Source organism: Streptomyces sp. NPDC086549 (genome assembly GCF_044746205.1).
Classification (GTDB): domain Bacteria; phylum Actinomycetota; class Actinomycetes; order Streptomycetales; family Streptomycetaceae; genus Streptomyces.
The window spans coordinates 181,389-199,502 of the sequence record NZ_JBIVBS010000016.1 but is presented as its reverse complement, the minus strand read 5'-3'; the positions used below and the strand labels follow the sequence as shown (position 1 = coordinate 199,502).

Annotated in this window: 20 protein-coding genes and 1 pseudogene; 18 read left to right on the top strand and 3 right to left on the bottom strand. The window is 72.2% G+C overall.

Annotated elements, in window-relative coordinates; translation table 11 throughout:
• The first annotated feature begins 67 nt into the window (after window positions 1–67).
• From ACIPSA_RS38845 to ACIPSA_RS38780, 14 genes are all read left to right on the top strand, one after another.
• A complete protein-coding gene (locus ACIPSA_RS38845) occupies window positions 68–1,852 on the top strand; it encodes a nickel-dependent hydrogenase large subunit (protein WP_402643688.1) in 1,785 nt (594 codons plus the stop codon).
• Complete coding sequence (locus ACIPSA_RS38840) at window positions 1,849–2,394, top strand: hypothetical protein (RefSeq protein WP_402643686.1); 546 nt, start codon at window positions 1,849–1,851, stop codon at window positions 2,392–2,394. Before ACIPSA_RS38845 ends, ACIPSA_RS38840 begins: the two co-directional genes overlap by 4 nt.
• Window positions 2,391–3,032 carry a DUF5947 family protein gene (locus ACIPSA_RS38835; protein ID WP_402643683.1) on the top strand — a complete coding sequence of 214 codons (642 nt, stop codon included), beginning with the start codon at window positions 2,391–2,393 and terminating at the stop codon, window positions 3,030–3,032. Before ACIPSA_RS38840 ends, ACIPSA_RS38835 begins: the two co-directional genes overlap by 4 nt.
• Window positions 3,029–3,700, top strand: coding sequence for a DUF6084 family protein (locus ACIPSA_RS38830; RefSeq protein WP_402643681.1), 672 nt, complete (start codon window positions 3,029–3,031; stop codon window positions 3,698–3,700). Before ACIPSA_RS38835 ends, ACIPSA_RS38830 begins: the two co-directional genes overlap by 4 nt.
• Window positions 3,697–5,118 carry a hypothetical protein gene (locus ACIPSA_RS38825; protein WP_402643678.1) on the top strand — a complete coding sequence of 474 codons (1,422 nt, stop codon included), beginning with the start codon at window positions 3,697–3,699 and terminating at the stop codon, window positions 5,116–5,118. The genes ACIPSA_RS38830 and ACIPSA_RS38825 overlap by 4 nt, the downstream gene beginning before the upstream one ends.
• A complete protein-coding gene (locus ACIPSA_RS38820) occupies window positions 5,115–5,663 on the top strand; it encodes a hydrogenase maturation protease (RefSeq protein ID WP_402643675.1) in 549 nt (182 codons plus the stop codon). The genes ACIPSA_RS38825 and ACIPSA_RS38820 overlap by 4 nt, the downstream gene beginning before the upstream one ends.
• Before the next feature lie 11 nt (window positions 5,664–5,674).
• Window positions 5,675–5,779 (top strand): DUF6893 family small protein, encoded by a 105-nt coding sequence (locus ACIPSA_RS38815; RefSeq protein WP_402643673.1) that lies wholly within the window; start codon window positions 5,675–5,677, stop codon window positions 5,777–5,779.
• 148 nt (window positions 5,780–5,927) lie between these two features.
• Window positions 5,928–6,323 (top strand): hydrogenase maturation nickel metallochaperone HypA, encoded by a 396-nt coding sequence (gene hypA / locus ACIPSA_RS38810; RefSeq protein ID WP_402643671.1) that lies wholly within the window; start codon window positions 5,928–5,930, stop codon window positions 6,321–6,323.
• A 3-nt stretch (window positions 6,324–6,326) separates the two neighbouring features.
• Window positions 6,327–7,073: a hydrogenase nickel incorporation protein HypB gene (gene hypB / locus ACIPSA_RS38805; RefSeq protein ID WP_402643669.1), complete on the top strand. Its 747-nt coding sequence runs from the start codon at window positions 6,327–6,329 to the stop codon at window positions 7,071–7,073.
• Window positions 7,070–9,442 carry a carbamoyltransferase HypF gene (gene hypF / locus ACIPSA_RS38800; protein ID WP_402643666.1) on the top strand — a complete coding sequence of 791 codons (2,373 nt, stop codon included), beginning with the start codon at window positions 7,070–7,072 and terminating at the stop codon, window positions 9,440–9,442. Before hypB ends, hypF begins: the two co-directional genes overlap by 4 nt.
• A gap of 27 nt (window positions 9,443–9,469) precedes the next feature.
• Entirely contained in the window at window positions 9,470–9,772 is a 303-nt protein-coding gene (locus tag ACIPSA_RS38795; protein WP_402643664.1) for a HypC/HybG/HupF family hydrogenase formation chaperone, read from the top strand.
• A complete protein-coding gene (gene hypD, locus ACIPSA_RS38790; RefSeq protein WP_402643661.1) occupies window positions 9,769–10,893 on the top strand; it encodes a hydrogenase formation protein HypD in 1,125 nt (374 codons plus the stop codon). The genes ACIPSA_RS38795 and hypD overlap by 4 nt, the downstream gene beginning before the upstream one ends.
• Window positions 10,886–11,953 carry a hydrogenase expression/formation protein HypE gene (gene hypE, locus ACIPSA_RS38785; RefSeq protein ID WP_402643658.1) on the top strand — a complete coding sequence of 356 codons (1,068 nt, stop codon included), beginning with the start codon at window positions 10,886–10,888 and terminating at the stop codon, window positions 11,951–11,953. The genes hypD and hypE overlap by 8 nt, the downstream gene beginning before the upstream one ends.
• A gap of 122 nt (window positions 11,954–12,075) precedes the next feature.
• Window positions 12,076–12,300: a hypothetical protein gene (locus ACIPSA_RS38780; protein WP_402643656.1), complete on the top strand. Its 225-nt coding sequence runs from the start codon at window positions 12,076–12,078 to the stop codon at window positions 12,298–12,300.
• A gap of 4 nt (window positions 12,301–12,304) precedes the next feature.
• On the opposite strand, the gene ACIPSA_RS38775 is transcribed toward ACIPSA_RS38780, so the two are convergent.
• Entirely contained in the window at window positions 12,305–12,772 is a 468-nt protein-coding gene (locus ACIPSA_RS38775; RefSeq protein WP_402643654.1) for a hypothetical protein, read from the bottom strand.
• 335 nt (window positions 12,773–13,107) lie between these two features.
• On the opposite strand from ACIPSA_RS38775, the gene ACIPSA_RS38770 reads away from it, so the two are divergent.
• Both ACIPSA_RS38770 and ACIPSA_RS38765 read left to right on the top strand, forming a co-directional pair.
• On the top strand, window positions 13,108–14,457 hold the full coding sequence (locus ACIPSA_RS38770; RefSeq protein ID WP_402643651.1) for a transaminase: 1,350 nt from the start codon (window positions 13,108–13,110) through the stop codon (window positions 14,455–14,457).
• Window positions 14,458–14,507: 50 nt separating this feature from the next.
• Window positions 14,508–14,948, top strand: a complete 441-nt coding sequence (locus tag ACIPSA_RS38765) for an Lrp/AsnC family transcriptional regulator (protein ID WP_384472723.1) — start codon at window positions 14,508–14,510, stop codon at window positions 14,946–14,948.
• 17 nt (window positions 14,949–14,965) lie between these two features.
• Here ACIPSA_RS38765 and ACIPSA_RS38760 read toward each other — a convergent pair whose 3' ends face one another.
• The gene (locus ACIPSA_RS38760; RefSeq protein WP_402643648.1) at window positions 14,966–16,063 is read right to left on the bottom strand and encodes a PP2C family protein-serine/threonine phosphatase; all 1,098 of its coding nucleotides are present in this window, start codon (window positions 16,061–16,063) and stop codon (window positions 14,966–14,968) included.
• 224 nt (window positions 16,064–16,287) lie between these two features.
• On the opposite strand from ACIPSA_RS38760, the gene ACIPSA_RS38755 reads away from it, so the two are divergent.
• The gene (locus tag ACIPSA_RS38755) at window positions 16,288–17,196 is read left to right on the top strand and encodes a GNAT family N-acetyltransferase (RefSeq protein WP_402643646.1); all 909 of its coding nucleotides are present in this window, start codon (window positions 16,288–16,290) and stop codon (window positions 17,194–17,196) included.
• 47 nt (window positions 17,197–17,243) lie between these two features.
• On the top strand, window positions 17,244–17,567 hold the full coding sequence (locus ACIPSA_RS38750; protein WP_402643644.1) for a hypothetical protein: 324 nt from the start codon (window positions 17,244–17,246) through the stop codon (window positions 17,565–17,567).
• Window positions 17,568–17,678: 111 nt separating this feature from the next.
• On the opposite strand, the pseudogene ACIPSA_RS38745 reads toward ACIPSA_RS38750, so the two are convergent.
• A pseudogene (locus tag ACIPSA_RS38745) lies at window positions 17,679–18,107 on the bottom strand (hypothetical protein).
• Window positions 18,108–18,114: the final 7 nt, after the last annotated feature.

Below are 18,114 nucleotides of genomic sequence, written 5' to 3'. Positions count from 1 at the left end.
AACCACCGCGTGAACCCACCCCCGTCCCCCGCCCGACCCCCGCCACACGAAGGACACCACACAGACCATGACCCCCAAGACCAAGGCGGCCGGCGACGGCAGCGGCCTGATGGAGATGTCCTGGGACCCGATCACCCGGATCGTGGGCAGCCTGGGCATCCACACGAAGATCGACTTCAAGCAGAAGCGGGTCGCCGAGTGCTACAGCACCTCGTCGGTCTTCCGCGGCTACAGCGTCTTCATGCGCGGCAAGGACCCGCGCGACGCCCACTTCATCACCAGCCGCATCTGCGGCATCTGCGGCGACAACCACGCCACCTGCTCGGTGTACACGCAGAACATGGCCTACGGCGTGAAGCCCCCGAACCTCGGTGAGTGGGTCATCAACCTCGGCGAGGCGGCCGAGTACATGTTCGACCACAACATCTTCCAGGAGAACCTGGTCGGGGTCGACTACTGCGAGAAGATGGTCAAGGAGACCAACCCCGGCGTCCTCGAACTCGCCGAACGCACCGAGGCCCCGCACGCCGCCGAGCACGGCTACCGCACCATCGCCGACATCATGCGGTCCCTGAACCCCCTGGAGGGCGAGTTCTACCGCGAGGCGCTGCAGGTCAGCCGGTACACCCGCGAGATGTTCTGCCTGATGGAGGGCCGCCATGTGCACCCCTCCACGCTGTACCCGGGCGGCGTCGGCACCAATGCCTCCGTACAGCTCTTCACGGACTACCTCAGCCGCCTGATGCGGTACGTGGAGTTCATGAAGCGGGTCGTCCCGCTCCACGACGACCTCTTCGACTTCTTCTACGAGGCCCTGCCCGGGTACGAGGAGGTCGGCCGCCGCCGCGTCCTGCTCGGCTGCTGGGGAGCGCTCAACGACCCCGAGTACTGCGACTTCACGTACGCCAACATGACGGGCTGGGGACGGCGCATGTTCGTCACCCCCGGCATCGTCGTCGACGACAAGCTCGTCACCACCGACCTCACCGAGATCAACCTGGGCATCCGCATCCTGCTGGGCAGCTCGTACTACGAGGACTGGGAGGGCAAGGACCTCTTCGTCACCCACGACCCGCTCGGCAACCCGGTCGACCCGCGCCACCCCTGGAACCAGCACACCATCCCGGCCCCGCAGAAGCGGAACTTCGACGACAAGTACAGCTGGGTCATGTCCCCGCGCTGGTTCGACGGCAAGGACCACCTCGCCCTGGACACCGGCGGCGGCCCCATCGCCCGACTGTGGACCACCGCCCTGGCCGGACTCGTCGACACCGGCGGCGTCAAGGCCACCGGCCACAGCGTGATCATCAACCTGCCGCGCACCATGACCAAGCCCGAGACCACCTTCGAGTGGAAGATCCCGAAGTGGAGCAACGCGCTCGAACGCAACCGCGCGCGCAGCTACTTCCAGGCCTACACGGCCGCCCTCGCCCTGCACTTCGCAGAGCAGGCCCTGGACGAGGTCCGCGCCGGACGCACCCAGACCTGGGAGAAGTTCGAGGTCCCCGACGAGAGCATCGGAGTCGGCTTCACCGAGGCCGTCCGCGGCGTCCTCTCCCACCACATGGTGATCCGCGACGGCAAGATCGCCAACTACCACCCCTACCCGCCCACCCCGTGGAACGCCAGCGTCCGGGACTCCTACGGCACACCCGGCCCGTACGAGGACGCGGTGCAGAACACCCCGATCTTCGAGGAGAACCCGCCGGAGAACTTCAAGGGCATCGACATCATGCGCACCGTGCGCAGCTTCGACCCCTGCCTGCCCTGCGGCGTCCACATGTACGTCGGCGGTGGGAAGACCGTGCAGAAGATGCACGTCCCCACCGGCCTGAGCGGACTGGGCGGATGAGCGCGGCCACGGCGGCCGCCGCCACGCGTCCGATGAACGCGGAACAGGCCGGGCGGCGGATCGAGGACGTCCTCGACCGCCTGGCCGACACCGGTGACACCGCCGCGGTCGCCGCGGCGGAGGAACTGGTGCGCTCCCTCATGGAGTTCTACGGCGCCGGGCTCGCCCGGCTCCTGGAACTGCTGCCCGCGGGCGGTCCCCTGGAGGCACTGCTCGGCGACGAACTGGTCGCCGGTCTGCTGGTGCTCCACGGCCTCCACCCCGACGACCGGGAGACCCGCATCGCCCGCGCCCTGGCCACCGTTCCCGACCAGGGCCTTGAGGTCGAGGACTTCGACGAGCCCACCGGCACCCTCCGGCTGCGGGCGGCGGCCGGGCCGGGCTGCGGCTGCGCCGCCACCGCGACGGCGGCACGGCAGACGACCGAGGACGTCATCGCCTGCTTCGTACCCGAGGTCACGGCCGTCGAGGTGCGGAGCGTCGGCGGCCCGGGAGAGCCCGCGCTGCTCCAGATCGGCATGCGGCCCGGGGCCGGCGGATGACCGCGCCCCCGGCACAGGCGTCCGGCCTGCGCAGGTTCCTCGCCGAACGCCCTGAGCAGCCGGAGCGGTGCGGACTCTGCTCGGCCGTCGTGGACGAGGACGAGCACCGCCACCTCGTCGACACCGAGCAGCGGGCCCTGGTGTGCGCCTGCCCGCCCTGCTACCTGCTGATGGACCGGCCGGGCGCCGGCGCGGGCCGGTTCCGGCCGGTCCCCGGCCGCTACCTCGCCGATCCCGGCCATCGCCTCGACGACCAGGCCTGGGACGCGCTGCGCATCCCCGTCGGTGTCGCGTTCTTCTTCCGCAACGCCTCGCTCGACCGGCTGGTCGCGCTCTACCCGAGCCCGGCCGGCGCCACCGAGAGCGAGCTCGATCCGGAGGCGTGGACAGGCGTCCTCGCCGCCACCGGGCTCGCCGGGCTGCTCGAACCGGACGTCGAGGCACTGCTGCTGCGCCGTACCGGCACCGGAGTCGAGTGCCATCTCGTGCCGATCGACATCTGCTACGAACTCGTCGGCCGCATGCGCCTGCTGTGGACGGGCTTCGACGGCGGGGCCGAGGCCCGCGCCGCCCTGGACGCGTTCTTCGCGCGCGTCCGGAGCCTCGCCCGGCCCGTGGGCGAGGGGGAGCGGCCGTGACCGGACTCTCCTTCGTCTGCACCGGCGTACGCGCCGACCCCTACGCGGCCGGGCCCACCCTGGTGTTCCGGCTGCGCATCACCAAGCCCGACGACGAACCGGTGCACGCCCTCCTGCTGAACTGCCAGATCCGCATCGAGCCCGCCCGGCGCGGCTACGAGGGCGCCGAGGCCGACGGGCTCACCGACCTCTTCGGCGAGCGCTCCCGGTGGGGCAGCACCCTCCAGCCCGTGCAGTTCGCACAGGTCCCGCTCATGGTCACGGGCTTCACCCGGGAGACCGAGGCGGACCTCGTCGTGCCCTGCACCTACGACATGGACATCGCCGCGACCCGCTACCTCGACGCTCTCCAAGGGGGCGAGGTGCCGCTGCTGATGCTCTTCTCCGGTACGGCCTTCACCGGAAAGGGCGGGTTCCGCGTCGAGCCCGTCCCCTGGGACCGGGAGGCGACGTTCCGGATGCCCGTCGCGATCTGGCGCGAGATGGTCGAACAGCACTTTCCCGGCTGCGGCTGGATCCGGCTGCCCCGCGACACCATGCTCGCCCTGCTCGCTTTCCGCTCCCGCCGGGCGCTGCCGTCCTGGGAGGCGACCGTACGCGCCCTGCTGGAGGAGACGCGCGGCGCATCCGTCACCGGCCCCGTCATGTCCGGGAGGAGCGCCCCGTGAGCGTGACCACGTTCGCGCCCGAGACCGAGGCGCGGCTCGCCCTCGCGCGGCAGGTGGCCGACGCCGTCCTCTTCGAGGGCTATGTGCTCTACCCCTATCGCGCCTCGGCCGCGAAGAACCGGCTGCGCTGGCAGTTCGGCGTACTGGTGCCGCCCGCCTGGGGCGCCGAGTGCGAGGAGCACGCCTTCCAGCACACCGAGTGCCTGATGGAACCCAGGGCGGGCGCCACGCTCGCCGTGGAACTGCGTTTCCTGCGCGCCCGTCGGCGCACGGTCCAACGGGCGCTGCCCGACGGCGGGTTCGAGACCGTCCCCGAACTCCGGCTGGCCGACCGGGTCCTGGTCCCCTGGGACGAGGGGGTCGAGGAACGCGTCGAGGCGGTCGTAGCGGTGGCGGACCTCCTGGCCGGCGATGTCACCCTTCCCTTCGACCGGCCCGCGGGAGAGGAGACCGAACCCGTCCTCGACGAGACGGGCCGGACCGTCGGCCGCACGATCCGCCGCTACGAGGAACTGGGCGGAATCCTGCGCCTGTCGGCGCGCGAACTCGACGGGCCCTACCGGGTCGTGCGGCTGACCGCCGTCGCCGAGAACACCAGCACCTGGCTCCCGCCGGCCGGCCACGCGGCCGACCGCGACGCGGCGCTCCCGCGCTCCCTGGTGGCCGCCCACCTCCTCATGGCGCTGAGCAAGGGCTCGTTCCTGTCGATGACCGATCCCCCCGAGTGGGCGAAGGCCGCGGTCGGCTCCTGCCGCAATCTGCACACCTGGCCGGTGCTCGCGGGCGAACCCGGCCGGGCGGACGTCGTCCTGTCCTCGCCGATCATCCTGGAGGACCATCCGGCCATCGCGCCCGAAAGCCCCGGCGCCCTCTACGACGCCACCGAGATCGACGAGATCCTCGCTCTGCGCACCGCCGCCCTCACCGACGAGGAGAAGCGCGAGGCACGGGGCACCGACGAGCGGGCCGCCGCCGTGATCGACCTCGCCGACTCGCTGCCCCGGGAGGTGCTGGAGCGGCTGCACGGCGCGGTGCGCGGCCTGCGCGAGGTGACACGGCCCGCGCCCGCCGCCGGCTTCCCCGACGAGCACGGCGTGCAACAGCCCGATACACCCTGGTGGGACCCGGCAGCCGACGCCGGCTTCGACCCCGTCCACGACCGGGTCACGGTCGACGGCCGGCCGGTGGGCGCGGGCAGCCGGGTCGTCCTCAACCCCGGCCTGCGCCGCACCGACGCCCAGGACCTGTTCCTGCGGGGGCGCGCCGCGACGGTCGAGGCCGTGCTGCACGACGTGGACGGCGGAGTGCACCTGGCGGTGACGGTGGACGGGGACCCCGGCGCCGACCTGCGCCGCGAACAGGGCCGGTACCTGTACTTCCAGCCCGACGAACTGACCCCCCTGGAGGACGGCGCATGAGCTCTTCCCCGGAGCGGGGCCTTGGCGGCCGCGTGCTCGTAGCGGGCATCGGGAACATCTTCCTCGGCGACGACGGCTTCGGTGTCGAGACCGTGCGCGCCCTCGCCGGACGCCCGCTGCCCGGCCATGTCGAGACCGTGGACATCGGCGTGCGGGGCGTGCACCTCGCCTACCAGGTCCTCGACGGCTACGACACCCTGATCCTGGTGGATGCCACGGCCCGCGGCGGAGCCCCCGGCACCCTGTACGTGATCGAGCACGACGACACCGGCGCGGGCGGTACGGAGCACGCCCCGCTCGACGGCCACCGCATGACCCCCGACGCCGTGCTCGCCCTGCTGGGCACCCTCTGCGCCGGAACCGGCGGCCGGCCCCCGCGCCGCACCCTTGTCGTGGGCTGCGAACCGGCCTGTGTGGAGGAGGGGATCGGTCTCAGCGGGCCGGTGTCCGACGCCGTAGCGCCGGCCGTACGGCTGATCGAAGAGCTGCTGGGCGCGCCCCCGGAGCCCGGCTCGCGGCCCCTGGCCGGCGAAGCCGTCAAGTGAGGAGAGACAGGATGAAGAAGAACATCGTGCTCGGAGTGCTGTCCGCCGCCGTCGCGGCCCTGGTCGTGCAGTCGCTGCCCGACATCAGGCGCTACCTGCGGATGAGCAGGATGTGAGGCACGGCCGCGTCCGCCCGGCGGCTCGTTGCGGCGAACGGCGTACGCACCCGGGCGGCGACGGCGTGCCGAGCCGCCCGCCCGCGCCGCCACGCCTCTAATGGGATCCGGTGACCGGCGCGCACACCACGCGCCAGGACGGAGACCGATGCACGAGATGTCCATCGCGCTGGCGGTGATCGAACAGGTGGAAGAGGCGGCCGAGCGGGCCGGGGACGTCACCGCGGTGCGTTCGGTGCGCCTGGAGGTGGGCGAACTGGCCGGTGTCGTACCCGACTCCCTCTCCTTCTGCTTCGAACTGGCCTGCGCCGGCACCGTGCTGGAGGGCGCCGAACTGATCACCGACACCGTGCCGGGGCGGGCGCGCTGCGCACCCTGCGCGTACGAATGGGCCGTCGGCATGCCGCCCTCACTGACCTGCCCGCGCTGCGACGGCGGGACGGCCGACCTGCTGTCGGGCCGTGAACTGCGCGTCACCAGCGTGCGGTGGGACGACGGCACGGTCCCCGCACCCACCCGCGAACCGTTCGTCGAGGAGCGCTGAACCATGTGCCGTGTGGTCGACCTGCAACAGGCGGTCCTCGCCCGCAACGACGAGGCCGCGCACACCCTGCGCGCCGAACTGGCCGCCCGCGGCACCACCGTCGTCAACCTGCTCTCCAGCCCCGGCAGCGGCAAGACCGCCCTGCTGGAACACGAGCTGACGCTGGCGCGCGAGCGAGCCGTGCCGGTCGCGGCGCTCACCGCCGACCTCGCCACCGAGCACGACGCGGCCCGGCTGGCGCGTTCGGGCGTCCCGGTCAAGCAGGTCCTCACCGACGGGCTGTGCCACCTGGAGGCCGGGATGCTCGCCCGCCACCTGGACGGGTGGCTGCCCGATCCGACCCGGCTGCTGTTCGTGGAGAACGTGGGCAACCTCGTCTGTCCGGCCTCCTACGACCTCGGAGAGACGCTGCGGATCGTGCTCGCCTCGGTGACGGAGGGCGAGGACAAGCCGCTCAAATACCCCACCGCCTTCGGCCTGGCCCACCTGGTGGTGGTCACCAAGACCGACATCGCCGAGGCGGTCGGCTTCGACGAGGCCGCCTTCCGGGCGAACGTGGAGCGGGTCAATCCCGGAGTCGAGGTGCTGCTGACCTCGGTACGCGGGGACCAGGGCCTCGGCACCCTGCTCGACCGGGCCCTCGCGGCCGCGGAAGGCGCCCCGCCGCACAGCCCCGTCATGGCCCGTCAGCCCCTTCACCACCATCATCACCACGACCACGACCACACCACGGTCCCGTCCCGGTCGTGAGCGTCCTGCCCCCACCGGCCGAAGCCGACGGCCTGACACGCCTGCGCCGCCGGGTCACCGTACGGGGCGTGGTCCAGGGGGTCGGCTTCCGGCCCTACGTCCACACCCTCGCCACCGCCCTGGACCTGTCCGGGCACGTGACCAACACCCCGGACGGTGTCGTCCTGGAGGTCGAGGGCGCGCCGGAGGCGGTCGCCCGGTTCTGCGCCCGGATCGCGCCGGACGCGCCGCCCCTGGCCCGCGTGGACACGGTCGACCACCAGGACGTGCCCGCCACCGGCGACACAGGGTTCACCATCCTCGTCTCCCGCACGGCCGGACCCGCCCGCACGCTGATCCCCCCGGACACGGCGACCTGCGCTCAGTGCCTGCGTGAACTGGCCGACCCCAGCGACCGGCGCCACCGTCACCCCTTCGTCAACTGCACCCATTGCGGGCCGCGGTTCACGATCGTCACCGGCCTGCCCTACGACCGGGCGCAGACCACGATGGCCGGCTTCCCGATGTGTGCCGACTGCGCCCGCGAGTACGCCGATCCCGGCGACCGGCGCTTCCACGCCCAACCCGTCGCCTGCCCGGCCTGCGGGCCACGCCTGCGGCTTCTCGCGCGCGCACCCGAACCCGCAGACCCACCGGCTCCGGTCGCGGCCGCCGATCCGATCGGCACGGCCCGCGCCCTCCTCGCGAGCGGCGCGATCGTCGCCGTGAAGGGCCTCGGCGGCTACCACCTGGCCTGCGACGCCACCGACCCCCGTGCGGTCGCGCTGCTGCGGCGCCGCAAGTCCAGGGGCGACAAGCCGTTCGCCGTCATGGCCCGGAGCCTCGACGACATCGAGCACCTCGTGCGCCTCGACCCCGAGGAACGCCGTCTGCTCACCGGCGCCCGCCGTCCTATCGTCCTGCTGCGCCGGCGCACGGACACCGGGACCGCGCAGCCACGGCCGGCGGACACCGTCGCCCCCGGCAGCCCCGACCTCGGCGTCATGCTGCCGTACACCCCGCTGCACCACCTCCTGTTCGGCCTGCCCGGCGACCGCGCGGGCACCCGGCTGCTCGTCATGACCAGCGGCAACGTCTCCGGCGAGCCGATCGTCACCGATGACGGGGAGGCACTGGAGCGGCTCGCGCACCTGGCCGACGCCTGGCTCACCCACGACCGGCCGATCCACGTGCCGTGCGACGACTCCGTGGTGCGCGTGTGCGACGGGAAGCCCCTCGTCGTACGCCGGGCCCGCGGATACGCGCCCCTGCCCCTCGACCTCCCCGTGCCCGTGCGCCCGGCCCTCGCGGTCGGCGGCGACCTGAAGAACACCTTCTGCCTCGGCGAGGGCCGCCGGGCCTGGCTGTCGGCCCACATCGGCGACATGGACGACCTCGCCACCCAGCGGGCCTTCGAACGCGCCGTGGGGCAGCTGGAGTCGATCACGCCGGTACGGCCCCTGCTGCTGGCCGCCGACCGGCACCCCGGCTACCGCTCTGCCGGGTGGGCGGTCCGCAACGCGGCCGGCCGGCCCGTCGTACGCGTCCAGCACCACCACGCCCATGTCGCCGCCGCGATGGCCGAACACGGCCTGGACGGCAGCCGGCCGGTGCTCGGGGTCGCCTTCGACGGCACCGGGTACGGCGACGACGGGGCGGTGTGGGGCGGCGAGTTCCTGCTCGCGGACTACGACGGCTTCACCCGCTTCGGACACCTCGCCTACGTGCCGCTGCCCGGCGGTGACGCGGCGGTGCACCGGCCCTACCGCATGGCCCTAGCGCACCTGCGCGCGGCCGGGCTCGGCTGGTCCGCCGACCTGGCGTGCGTCTCCGCCTGCCCGCGCGACGAACTCCCGCTACTGGACCGGCAGTTGCAGCGGAACCTCAACTGCGTGCCCACGTCCAGCATGGGCCGGCTCTTCGACGCGATGTCGTCCCTCGCGGGCGTGTGCCACCGGGCCGGTTACGAGGCGCAGGCGGCCGTCGAACTGGAGGCGGCGGCCCTTCAGGCTCCCCCTGAGGACACCGTCGCCTACGCCTTCGCCCTGCGCGGCACCGACCCGGTGCGGGCCGACCCGGCGCCCGTCCTGGCCGCGGTCGTGGACGATCTGCGGGCGGGTGCGGACCGGGCGAGGGTCGCGGCCCGTTTCCACCGGGCCGTGGCCGACCTCGTCCACCGCCTCTGCGTACGGGCGCGGCAGCGCCACGGAGTGGACACCGTCGCCCTGACCGGCGGGGTGTTCCTCAACTCCCCACTCTCCTCGGCCTGTACGACCGCGCTCGACGCGGACGGCTTCACGGTGCTGCGCCACCACCTGGTCCCGCCCGGCGACGGAGGCCTGGCCCTCGGCCAGCTCCTGGTGGCCGCGCGCACGACAGCCCCCGACTGACGAACCACCCACAGCGAGGAGAGGCCCATGTGCCTGGCGGTACCCGGCAGAGTGCTGCACATCGAGGAACGCGACGGCACCCGGTTGGCCACCGTCGACTTCGGCGGTGTGGTCAAGGAGGTGTGCCTGGAGTACCTGCCCGACCTGCGGGTCGGTGAGTACGCCATCGTGCACGTCGGGTTCGCGCTGCAGCGGCTGGACGAGGAGTCGGCCCGGCAGACGCTCGAACTCTTCGCCGAACTCGGCATGCTTCAGGAGGAGTTCGGCGACCCCTGGGAAGCGGCCGCGGGCGAGGCCGTACCGCCCGTCGGCGAGGAGGCGCGGCAGTGAAGTACATCGACGAGTTCCAGGACCCCGAGCTGGCGCGACGGCTCCTCGACGAGATCCACGCCACGGTGACCAGGCCCTGGGCGCTGATGGAGGTGTGCGGCGGGCAGACGCACTCCATCATCCGTCACGGAATCGACCAACTCCTGCCGGAAAAGGTCGAGTTGATCCATGGACCGGGCTGCCCCGTGTGCGTGACCCCGCTGGAGGTCATCGACAAGGCCCTGGAGATCGCCTCCCGGCCGGAGGTGATCTTCTGCTCCTTCGGTGACATGCTCCGGGTGCCCGGCACGGGACGGGACCTGTTCCAGGTGCGCGGTGAGGGCGGCGACGTACGGGTCGTGTACTCGCCGCTCGACGCCCTGCGGATCGCCCAGCAGAACCCCGGCCGCCAGGTGGTGTTCTTCGGCATCGGCTTCGAGACGACCGCGCCGCCCAACGCCATGACGGTCCATCAGGCCCGCAGGCTGGGAATCCGCAACTTCAGCCTGCTGGTCTCGCACGTCCGTGTCCCTCCCGCCATCGAGGCGATCATGCGCTCCCCGAGCTGCCGGGTGCAGGGCTTCCTGGCCGCCGGGCACGTGTGCACGGTGATGGGCGTGGACGAGTACCCGGAGCTGGCGCGGCGCCACCGGGTCCCGATCGTCGTGACCGGCTTCGAACCGCTGGACATCCTGGAGGGCGTGCGCCGGACCGTGGCACAGCTGGAACGCGGTGAGCACACCGTCGAGAACGCCTACCCCCGTGCCGTCCGTGCCGAGGGCAACCCGGCCGCCAAGGCCATGCTGGAGGACGTCTTCGAGGTCACCGACCGCGCCTGGCGGGGCATCGGCGTGATCCCCGGCAGCGGCTGGCGGCTGTCCGCCGCGTACCGCGACTACGACGCCGAGTCACGCTTCTCCGTGCAGGGCATCCGGACCCGCGAACCGGCCGAGTGCCGCAGCGGAGAGGTCCTGCAGGGACTGCTCAAACCGAACGAGTGCGCGGCGTTCGGCACCCGCTGCACCCCCCGTACCCCGCTCGGAGCGACGATGGTCTCCAGCGAGGGCGCCTGCGCCGCGTACTACCTCTACCGGCGCCTGGACCTCACCCCTGCGGCCCGGGAGGCGAGCCCCGTTGCCTGACACCACGACCGCCCTGGACCCCACCGCCTGGGCCTGTCCGGCGCCGCTGCGCGACCAGCCCCGGATCGTCATGGGCCACGGCGGGGGCGGCACGCTCTCCGCCGAACTGGTCCAGCACGTCTTCGCACCCGCCTTCGGCGGCGACGTGCTCGCCCAGATGGGCGATGCCGCCGCGCTCTCCCTCGGCGGGCTCCGGCTGGCCTTCTCCACCGACTCCTTCGTCGTACGGCCGCTGTTCTTCCCCGGCGGCAGCATCGGCGACCTCGCCGTCAACGGCACCGTCAACGACCTCGCGATGAGCGGAGCCCGGGCCGCCTACCTCTCCTGCGGATTCATCCTGGAGGAGGGCGTGGAGCTGGAGACCGTCGCCCGGGTCGCCGAGGCGCTCGGCGCGGCCGCGCGCGCCGCGGGCGTCGAAGTGGCGACGGGAGACACGAAGGTGGTGGAGGCCGGCCACGGCGACGGGATCTACGTCAACACGGCCGGTATCGGGGTCATCCCGGCGGGCGTCGACCTGCGTCCGCAACGGGTCGTGCCCGGTGACGTGGTGATCGTCAGCGGTGCCGTCGGCGTGCACGGGGTGGCGATCATGAGCGTTCGCGAGGGCCTCGAATTCGGCGTGGAGATCGAGAGCGACTGCGCCGCGCTCGGCGGTCTGGTGCAGGCCATGCTCGCCGTCACACCGGATCTGCACGTGCTGCGCGACCCGACCCGCGGCGGCCTCGCGGCATCGCTCAACGAGATCGCGGCCGCCTCGGGGACGGGCGTGGTCGTCACGGAACGGGACGTCCCGGTCCCGTCGGCCGTGGCCAATGCCTGTGCGGTACTGGGCCTCGACCCCTTCTACGTCGCCAACGAGGGCAAGCTGGTGGCCTTCGTCCCGCGCGAGCACGCGGACGCCGTCCTGGACGCGATGCGGGCACATCCGCTGGGCGGGGAGGCGAGGATCATCGGCGAGGCGGTGCGGGAACACCCCGGGATGGTGGTGGCCCGCACCGGTCTGGGAGGTACCCGCGTGGTCGACATGCCGATCGGGGAGCAACTGCCGAGGATCTGCTGACCGGGCCGTGGTGCGCGCGTTCAGGATGCTTGTCGGACCGGCCGGTGGTCCGATCGGGCGGTGTGCTCACCCGAGCCGGTGAACCGGCCGTACCACCGGCGCGCGGTGAGCGTTGCTCCGGCATGGACCGGACTTCCTTCGGGTTCCGACGCTCACCGCACCTGGAGCCCGCGCCTCTCCGCCGCGCACAGCCCGTCGGCGCCCCGCGGACACGTGAACCGATCTACGCGCAGCTCGTCGCGGAGTGGCGCGCCGAGGGGCGGACCGTGCCGGCCGCCGCCGAGCTGAAGTGGGCCTTCCGCATCGGGCTTCCGGCACGCACCGGGCCGGAAGCGAAGCGTCCCTGAGGCGCTACCCGTCGCCGGGTGGCGCGAGGACCGCCAGCGTGCCGTTGGCCTGGCGCAACGCCATTTCCAGGGTGCCGGGCCCGTGCAGCGAGCCGGTGCCGTCGGGCGGGATCAGCCACTCCAGGGACCGGGCCGACCGGTAGGGCGGCGGCACGGCCACCCACGAACCCTTGCTCGCGTAGCGCAGTCCCGCGCCGACCCACTGCCCGGACGGGTCGGGCGGCACGAAGAAGCCGACCCGGTGGGCCGTCGTGTCCACCAGGGTCGGCCCCGGCACGGGCAGCGACGGCCGCCACAGCAGGTCGAGGGTGAGCAGGCCGAGCCGGTCGGGAACGCTCAGTACGTCCCAGAAGCGGCCGGCTTCCAGCAGCGCGATGCCGTCGCCGTGGTCCCAGTCCCATTTGCAGGTCCGGGGGTCTGCCGCCGCCGCGGCAAGCCATTCCACGCCCTGCATCCACATCGTGTTCGTCATGCTGCTCCGGGTGATCTCCGCTTGCCTGACACGGCCGTACACAGTGGCTTTCACCGGGCACTCGGTGCGACACCACACCTACCCGGCGTATGCATGCTGGTAGATAGATCTACCTCACGGAAGGGGTGGCGCGGCCTGGCGTTTCGTGCCGTTTGTTCGAAGGGTGAGCGCGCTTTCGGCACACGGACGGAGGAATCGTTACTGCCAGTGAGGGAGATGGCGCTTGATTCAAGCGTCGTGACGATCGAATCGTTTGTAGATCCTTGTCTTCTCGGCTGTTCCGGTCGTACGCTCCGACTGATCCGTCGTCGTAGTCGTCGCCCCTGGGGTACTCCATGGACCGCACCCGTCTTCACCACCTCCTGGCCCGCGAGAGCGCCGAGGCCGACCGCCGCAACCCGCGCTCGAAGGCGGCCTACGGCCGGGCCGACCATCTCTTCGGCCGGGTGCCGATGACGTGGATGAACAAGACCGCCGGCGCCTTCCCCCGCTACCTGGCCACGGCCCGGGGAGCCCGGGTCACCGACATCGACGGACACGAGTACATCGACTTCTGCCTGGGCGACACGGGAGCCATGGCCGGTCACTCGCCCGACGTGGTGGGTGAAGCGGTCAACCGCAGGTTCACCGAGCAGGGCGGGGCCACCGCGATGCTGCCCACGGAGGACGCCGAATGGGTCGGCGCCGAGCTGACCCGCCGTTTCGGGCTCGCCCGCTGGAGCTTCTCGCTGACCGCGACCGACGCCAACCGCTGGGCGATCCGGCTTGCCCGGGCCGTCACGGGCCGGTCCAAGATCCTTGTGAACAGCTACAGCTACCACGGCAGCGTCGACGAGTCGCTGATCGTCGTCGGCCCGGACGGCCGCGGCACCGCCCGGCCCGGCAACGTCGGAGCACCCTGCGAGGTCACCCTGACCAGCAGGGTCGCCGAGTTCAACGACCTGGCGCAGCTGGAGCGCGAACTGGCCCACGGCGACGTCGCCGCCGTCCTCATGGAACCGGCGCTCACCAACATCGGCATCGTGCTCCCCGAACCCGGATACCTGGCGGGTGTACGCGCCCTCACCAGGCAGTACGGCACCCTCCTCATCAACGACGAGACGCACACCTTCTCCGCCGGGCCGGGCGGCTGCACCGCGGCCTGGGACCTGGAACCCGACCTGCTGACCATCGGCAAGGCCATCGGCGGCGGCATCCCGGCCGGCGCCTACGGGCTCTCCGCCGACCTCGCAGGGCAGCTGCTCGCCCGCGAGGACCTGGACCTGGTGGACATGGGCGGGGTCGGCGGCACCCTGGCGGGCAACGCGCTCTCAGTCGCCGCGATGCGGGCCACCCTGGAACACGTCCTCACCGACGAGGCGTTCGCCCACATGGCCAAGCTGTCCGAACGCTTCGAGGCAGGCGTCCGCGCGGGCATCGAGGCACACGCGCTGCCCTGGTCGGTGAGCCGCCTCGGCGCCCGCACCGAGTACCGGTTCGCCGACCCGGCACCGCGCACCGGCACCGAGTCCGAGGCCGCCGCCGACCCGGAGCTGGAGGACTTCCTCCACCTCTACCTGGCCAACCGGGGCATCCTGCTGACCCCGTTCCACAACATGGCGCTGATGTGCCCCGACACGACCGAGCGGGACGTGGACACGCACACCGAGGTCTTCGCCGCCGCCCTCGCGGAACTGACCGGCTGAGACACGCCGTTAGGGTGGGCCCGAGCCGACCAGGGGCGGAAAGGAAGCACGTGGACGAGATCGACCGGGCCATCCTGCGCGAACTGCAGACCGACGGGCGCATCGCGTACGCCGACCTCGGCCCGAAGGTCGGCCTGTCCGCCTCGGCGGCCCGGCAGCGACTGCAGCGGCTGCTCGACACCAAGGCCGTCCAGGTCGTCGGCGTCACCGACCCGATGGCCATGGGCGGGCAGGCCATGGCCCTGCTCGGCATCGGCGTGGACGGCGACCCGCGTGCCGTCGCCGACGCCCTGGCCGACCGGCCCGAGGTCGTCTACTCGGTGCTCACCTCGGGCGGCTTCGACCTGTTCGCCGAGGTGGTCACCCCGGGGCCGAAGGATCTGCTGGACTTCGTCAACGACGTGGTCCGGCAGATCGAGGGGGTACGGCAGGTCCAGTCCTTCCCGTACTTCGCCATTCACACCCACCGCTTCCTGTGGGACGTGGGCTGACTCAGGCCGGAGAGGTCCTAGGGCTCGGGGGCGAGGACCAGCATGCTGGTGTCGTCATGGATCGTGCCGCAGTGCCGGACGAGATCCGCCCAGACCAGCTCGGTCAGCGGGGCCGAGCCCTGGGCGGCCAGCTCCGCGAGCCGTTCGGGCAGCGGATAGAAGCCGCCGGAGTCGTCCCGCGCCTCCCATACGCCGTCGGACGCCAGGAACAGCCGGTCGCCCGGCTCCAGCGCCACCGTGACCTCCTTGGGCGCATCGACACCGACCAGACCGAGCCCCAGGGGAGTCCCCGCCGCGACGCCGATCTCGCGGACCTTCCCGTCGTGCAGCAGGATCGGTGCCGGATGTCCGCACGCCACGATGCGCACCGAACGGGCGTCCGCGGAGAACTCCAGCAGCATGGCGGTGGCGAACAACTCGGCATTCTGCGCACCCGCCGAGTCGACCGTCAGCCGGCGGTCCATCCGGGCCGCGACCGACTCCAGGTCGGGCTGGTCGAGCACCGCTTCCCGGAAGGCCCCCAGCAGTGACACCACGGTGGCCACCGCCGACAGCCCGTGCCCCTGCACGTCACCCATCACCGCCCGCACGCCGTACAGCCCGTCGCGCACCTCGAAGAAGTCCCCGCCGACCAGCGTGCCGTGCTGGGCGGCCCGGTACAGCCCCGCGCACCGGACCGGCCCGACCCGCTTCGGAAGCGGTGGCACCACGGCCCGCTGCACCACCTCGGCGACCGTCCGCTCCGTGACCAGCTGGGCGTCCCGGTGACTGCGCACATAGGACACGAACACGCTCAGTACGGAGACGAAGACGATGGTGAGCAGATCGGTCTCGCCGGGCCGGTTCAGATGGGTGGCCGGAATGTGCAGCACGCCGATCACCAGAACGCCCAGCACCGCGGTGGCCAGCGGTCCGTACGACAGGACGGCCAGCGGCGGGATCGCGCCGAGCAGGAACCCCAGGTCGAGGTAGTTGCGACTGGCGACGGTGACCACGACGACGCCCACCAGCAGGGCGATGGGCAGCACCCGCACCCACCACGGCGGCGGAGCGCCCCGCAGCCAGCTGCGCTCGTCCCGGTACTGGCGCGACCAGCGGCCGCCCACCGTCCTCACAAGCCCAAACTACGCTCCCACCCGGCCCCGGGCCCGCCCGCGAAAAAGCGGTGGACGCGTGCGTACGCGCCCGCCTACGGTGTGACACCACGCCCGACGACCCCGCGGAAGGAGGCGAGTGCCATGCGGTCCACGACCATCCAGCGCTCCCTCCCCGTTGCCCGGGCGTGCCACGTCTGACCTGACCGGGAGCGCTCCACGCAGTACGCATCCCGGAGGAATCCATGACCGGTCTGGTCATCCGCGCGCTCGACGAGAGCACCGTCCATGTCTTCGACACCCTGTCCGACCCGCTGAGCGCACGTGATGCGCACCGGCCGGTGCAATACCGCCCCGACTGGAAGCGCGTCGCCCTGCGCGACGGCGCGGTGGTGGCACGGGGCGCCTGGTGGGGCGGCCCCGACGACCCCGAGCCGCTCCTCGTCGACCACTTCGACGTGGCCGAGGGCGAGGAGGACGCAGGGGCCGAGCTCCTGCGGACCGCGCCCTGGCAGGTCGACCACCTGGAGATCAACCTGCCCAGCGGCTGGCGCGACGCACCCGCGTTGCGCGCGGCCGCCGAGGCGCGCTTCACCGCCGTACGCAGGGCCGGATACGAGCTGCTGGTGGAACGCTTCGTGTACCGGTGGACACCGCAGTGCGGCCTGCCCGAGCGGCCCGGCCGTCTCGTCTTCGGCGCCGACCCGGACGACGCCGTGTTCTTCGACGCCCTGCGCCGCATCCACTCCGTCACCCTGGACGCCCATGCCCGCCGGGCCATCGAGGAAGGGGGAGTGGACCGGGCAGCCCAGGAGGAGCTCGACTTCTTCCGGTGGTGCCCGTCACCGCGGGAGTGGTGGCAGGTCGCCCGCACGCCGGACGGAGAACCGGTCGGCATCCACATCCCCGCGCACAATCCGTCGGGGCCGTGCATCGGATTCATCGGCGTGCTGCCGCAGCGGCGCGGTCACGGCTACGCCTACGACCTCCTCGCGGAGTGCACCCACTTCCTGGTCGAGCGAGGAGCCGAGGTCATCGCCGGTGCGACCGACCAGGGCAACTTCCCCATGGCCGCGCACTTCACCAGCGCCGGGTATCCCGTCGTCAGGGAGCTGGCCACCTTCCGGGCCGGGTCCGATGTCAGTGCCGGCTGACATGCTGTCCGTGCGGTGACCGGCAGCGGGCGGCGGAGGGTGCGGGGATGGCGTTGGGCGGCTCGGTGTGGCGCGTGCGCAGCGGCGGGGAAGCCGTGGGCGAGATCCTGATCGACGACATGGACTTCCCCTGGCTGTCGGGGAAGTTCACGCCCGGCCCCGGCTTCGACTCCGTCCGGCATCTCTTCGTCCGCGAACTCGCCCTGGCGGAGCGGGACGACGACTGGGAGCAGTGGGAGAGAGCGTACGACGAGATCCGGCGCCGGGTGTCACTGTCCTCGCCGGACGGCCCCGTCCCCGAGTTCCTGCTGCACATAGAAGGGGACCGGGCCTGGTTCCGGTGGAGCGACGAGCCGTTCGACGACGACTGACCGGACGGGGCCCGGCCGACCCCGGGGACGGCCGGGCCCAGGGGGCGTTTCCCTCCGGCCCCTGCCGTGCATGTGGCCGACGCGTCCTGCCGATCGCAGCAGTCGGCCGGTCTACCCGGTCAGCAGGCCGGCGCCCAGCACGAGTAGGGTGAAGACCTTGGCGACCTCCAAGGTCACGTAGTGCACATGGCCCCGGGAGCGCGGCAGTTGCCCTCAGGCCAGTACCCGGTCGGTCCTCCGGTTGAGGCGGGGCCGTACGATCCCGAGCTGCACCGCGAGCAGCACCGCCAGCACCGCGGTGGCCCCCGCGGTGACGGCCGACACGCTGTTGGTGGCGACCACAGCGATCACTGCGATGAACAGCGCGACTTCCATGAGGTTCAGCGCCCGGAAGACCAGGCGACCGATCCCGAGCCCGAGCGGGACCGTGATCCCGGGGGCGCGGAACTTCAACGGCGCTTCGACGAAGGAGATGGCGAGGACCATCCCCAGCCAGACGAAGGTCACGGCACCGGCTGTCGCGGCGGCGGTGGTATTCATGACTCCT

Bases quoted from the DNA above. Each gene is read 5' to 3' on its own strand.
- ACIPSA_RS38840 (WP_402643686.1), top strand. From the start codon at position 1,849: ATGAGCGCGGCCACGGCGGCCGCCGCCACGCGTCCGATGAACGCGGAA.
- ACIPSA_RS38755 (WP_402643646.1), top strand. From the start codon at position 16,288: ATGACCGGTCTGGTCATCCGCGCGCTCGACGAGAGCACCGTCCATGTC.
- hypA (WP_402643671.1), top strand. From the start codon at position 5,928: ATGCACGAGATGTCCATCGCGCTGGCGGTGATCGAACAGGTGGAAGAG.
- ACIPSA_RS38750 (WP_402643644.1), top strand. From the start codon at position 17,244: ATGGCGTTGGGCGGCTCGGTGTGGCGCGTGCGCAGCGGCGGGGAAGCC.
- ACIPSA_RS38775 (WP_402643654.1), bottom strand. From the start codon at position 12,772: ATGACGAACACGATGTGGATGCAGGGCGTGGAATGGCTTGCCGCGGCG.
- ACIPSA_RS38845 (WP_402643688.1), top strand. From the start codon at position 68: ATGACCCCCAAGACCAAGGCGGCCGGCGACGGCAGCGGCCTGATGGAG.
- hypB (WP_402643669.1), top strand. From the start codon at position 6,327: ATGTGCCGTGTGGTCGACCTGCAACAGGCGGTCCTCGCCCGCAACGAC.
- ACIPSA_RS38770 (WP_402643651.1), top strand. From the start codon at position 13,108: ATGGACCGCACCCGTCTTCACCACCTCCTGGCCCGCGAGAGCGCCGAG.
- ACIPSA_RS38835 (WP_402643683.1), top strand. From the start codon at position 2,391: ATGACCGCGCCCCCGGCACAGGCGTCCGGCCTGCGCAGGTTCCTCGCC.
- ACIPSA_RS38795 (WP_402643664.1), top strand. From the start codon at position 9,470: ATGTGCCTGGCGGTACCCGGCAGAGTGCTGCACATCGAGGAACGCGAC.
- ACIPSA_RS38780 (WP_402643656.1), top strand. From the start codon at position 12,076: ATGGACCGGACTTCCTTCGGGTTCCGACGCTCACCGCACCTGGAGCCC.
- ACIPSA_RS38820 (WP_402643675.1), top strand. From the start codon at position 5,115: ATGAGCTCTTCCCCGGAGCGGGGCCTTGGCGGCCGCGTGCTCGTAGCG.
- ACIPSA_RS38815 (WP_402643673.1), top strand. From the start codon at position 5,675: ATGAAGAAGAACATCGTGCTCGGAGTGCTGTCCGCCGCCGTCGCGGCC.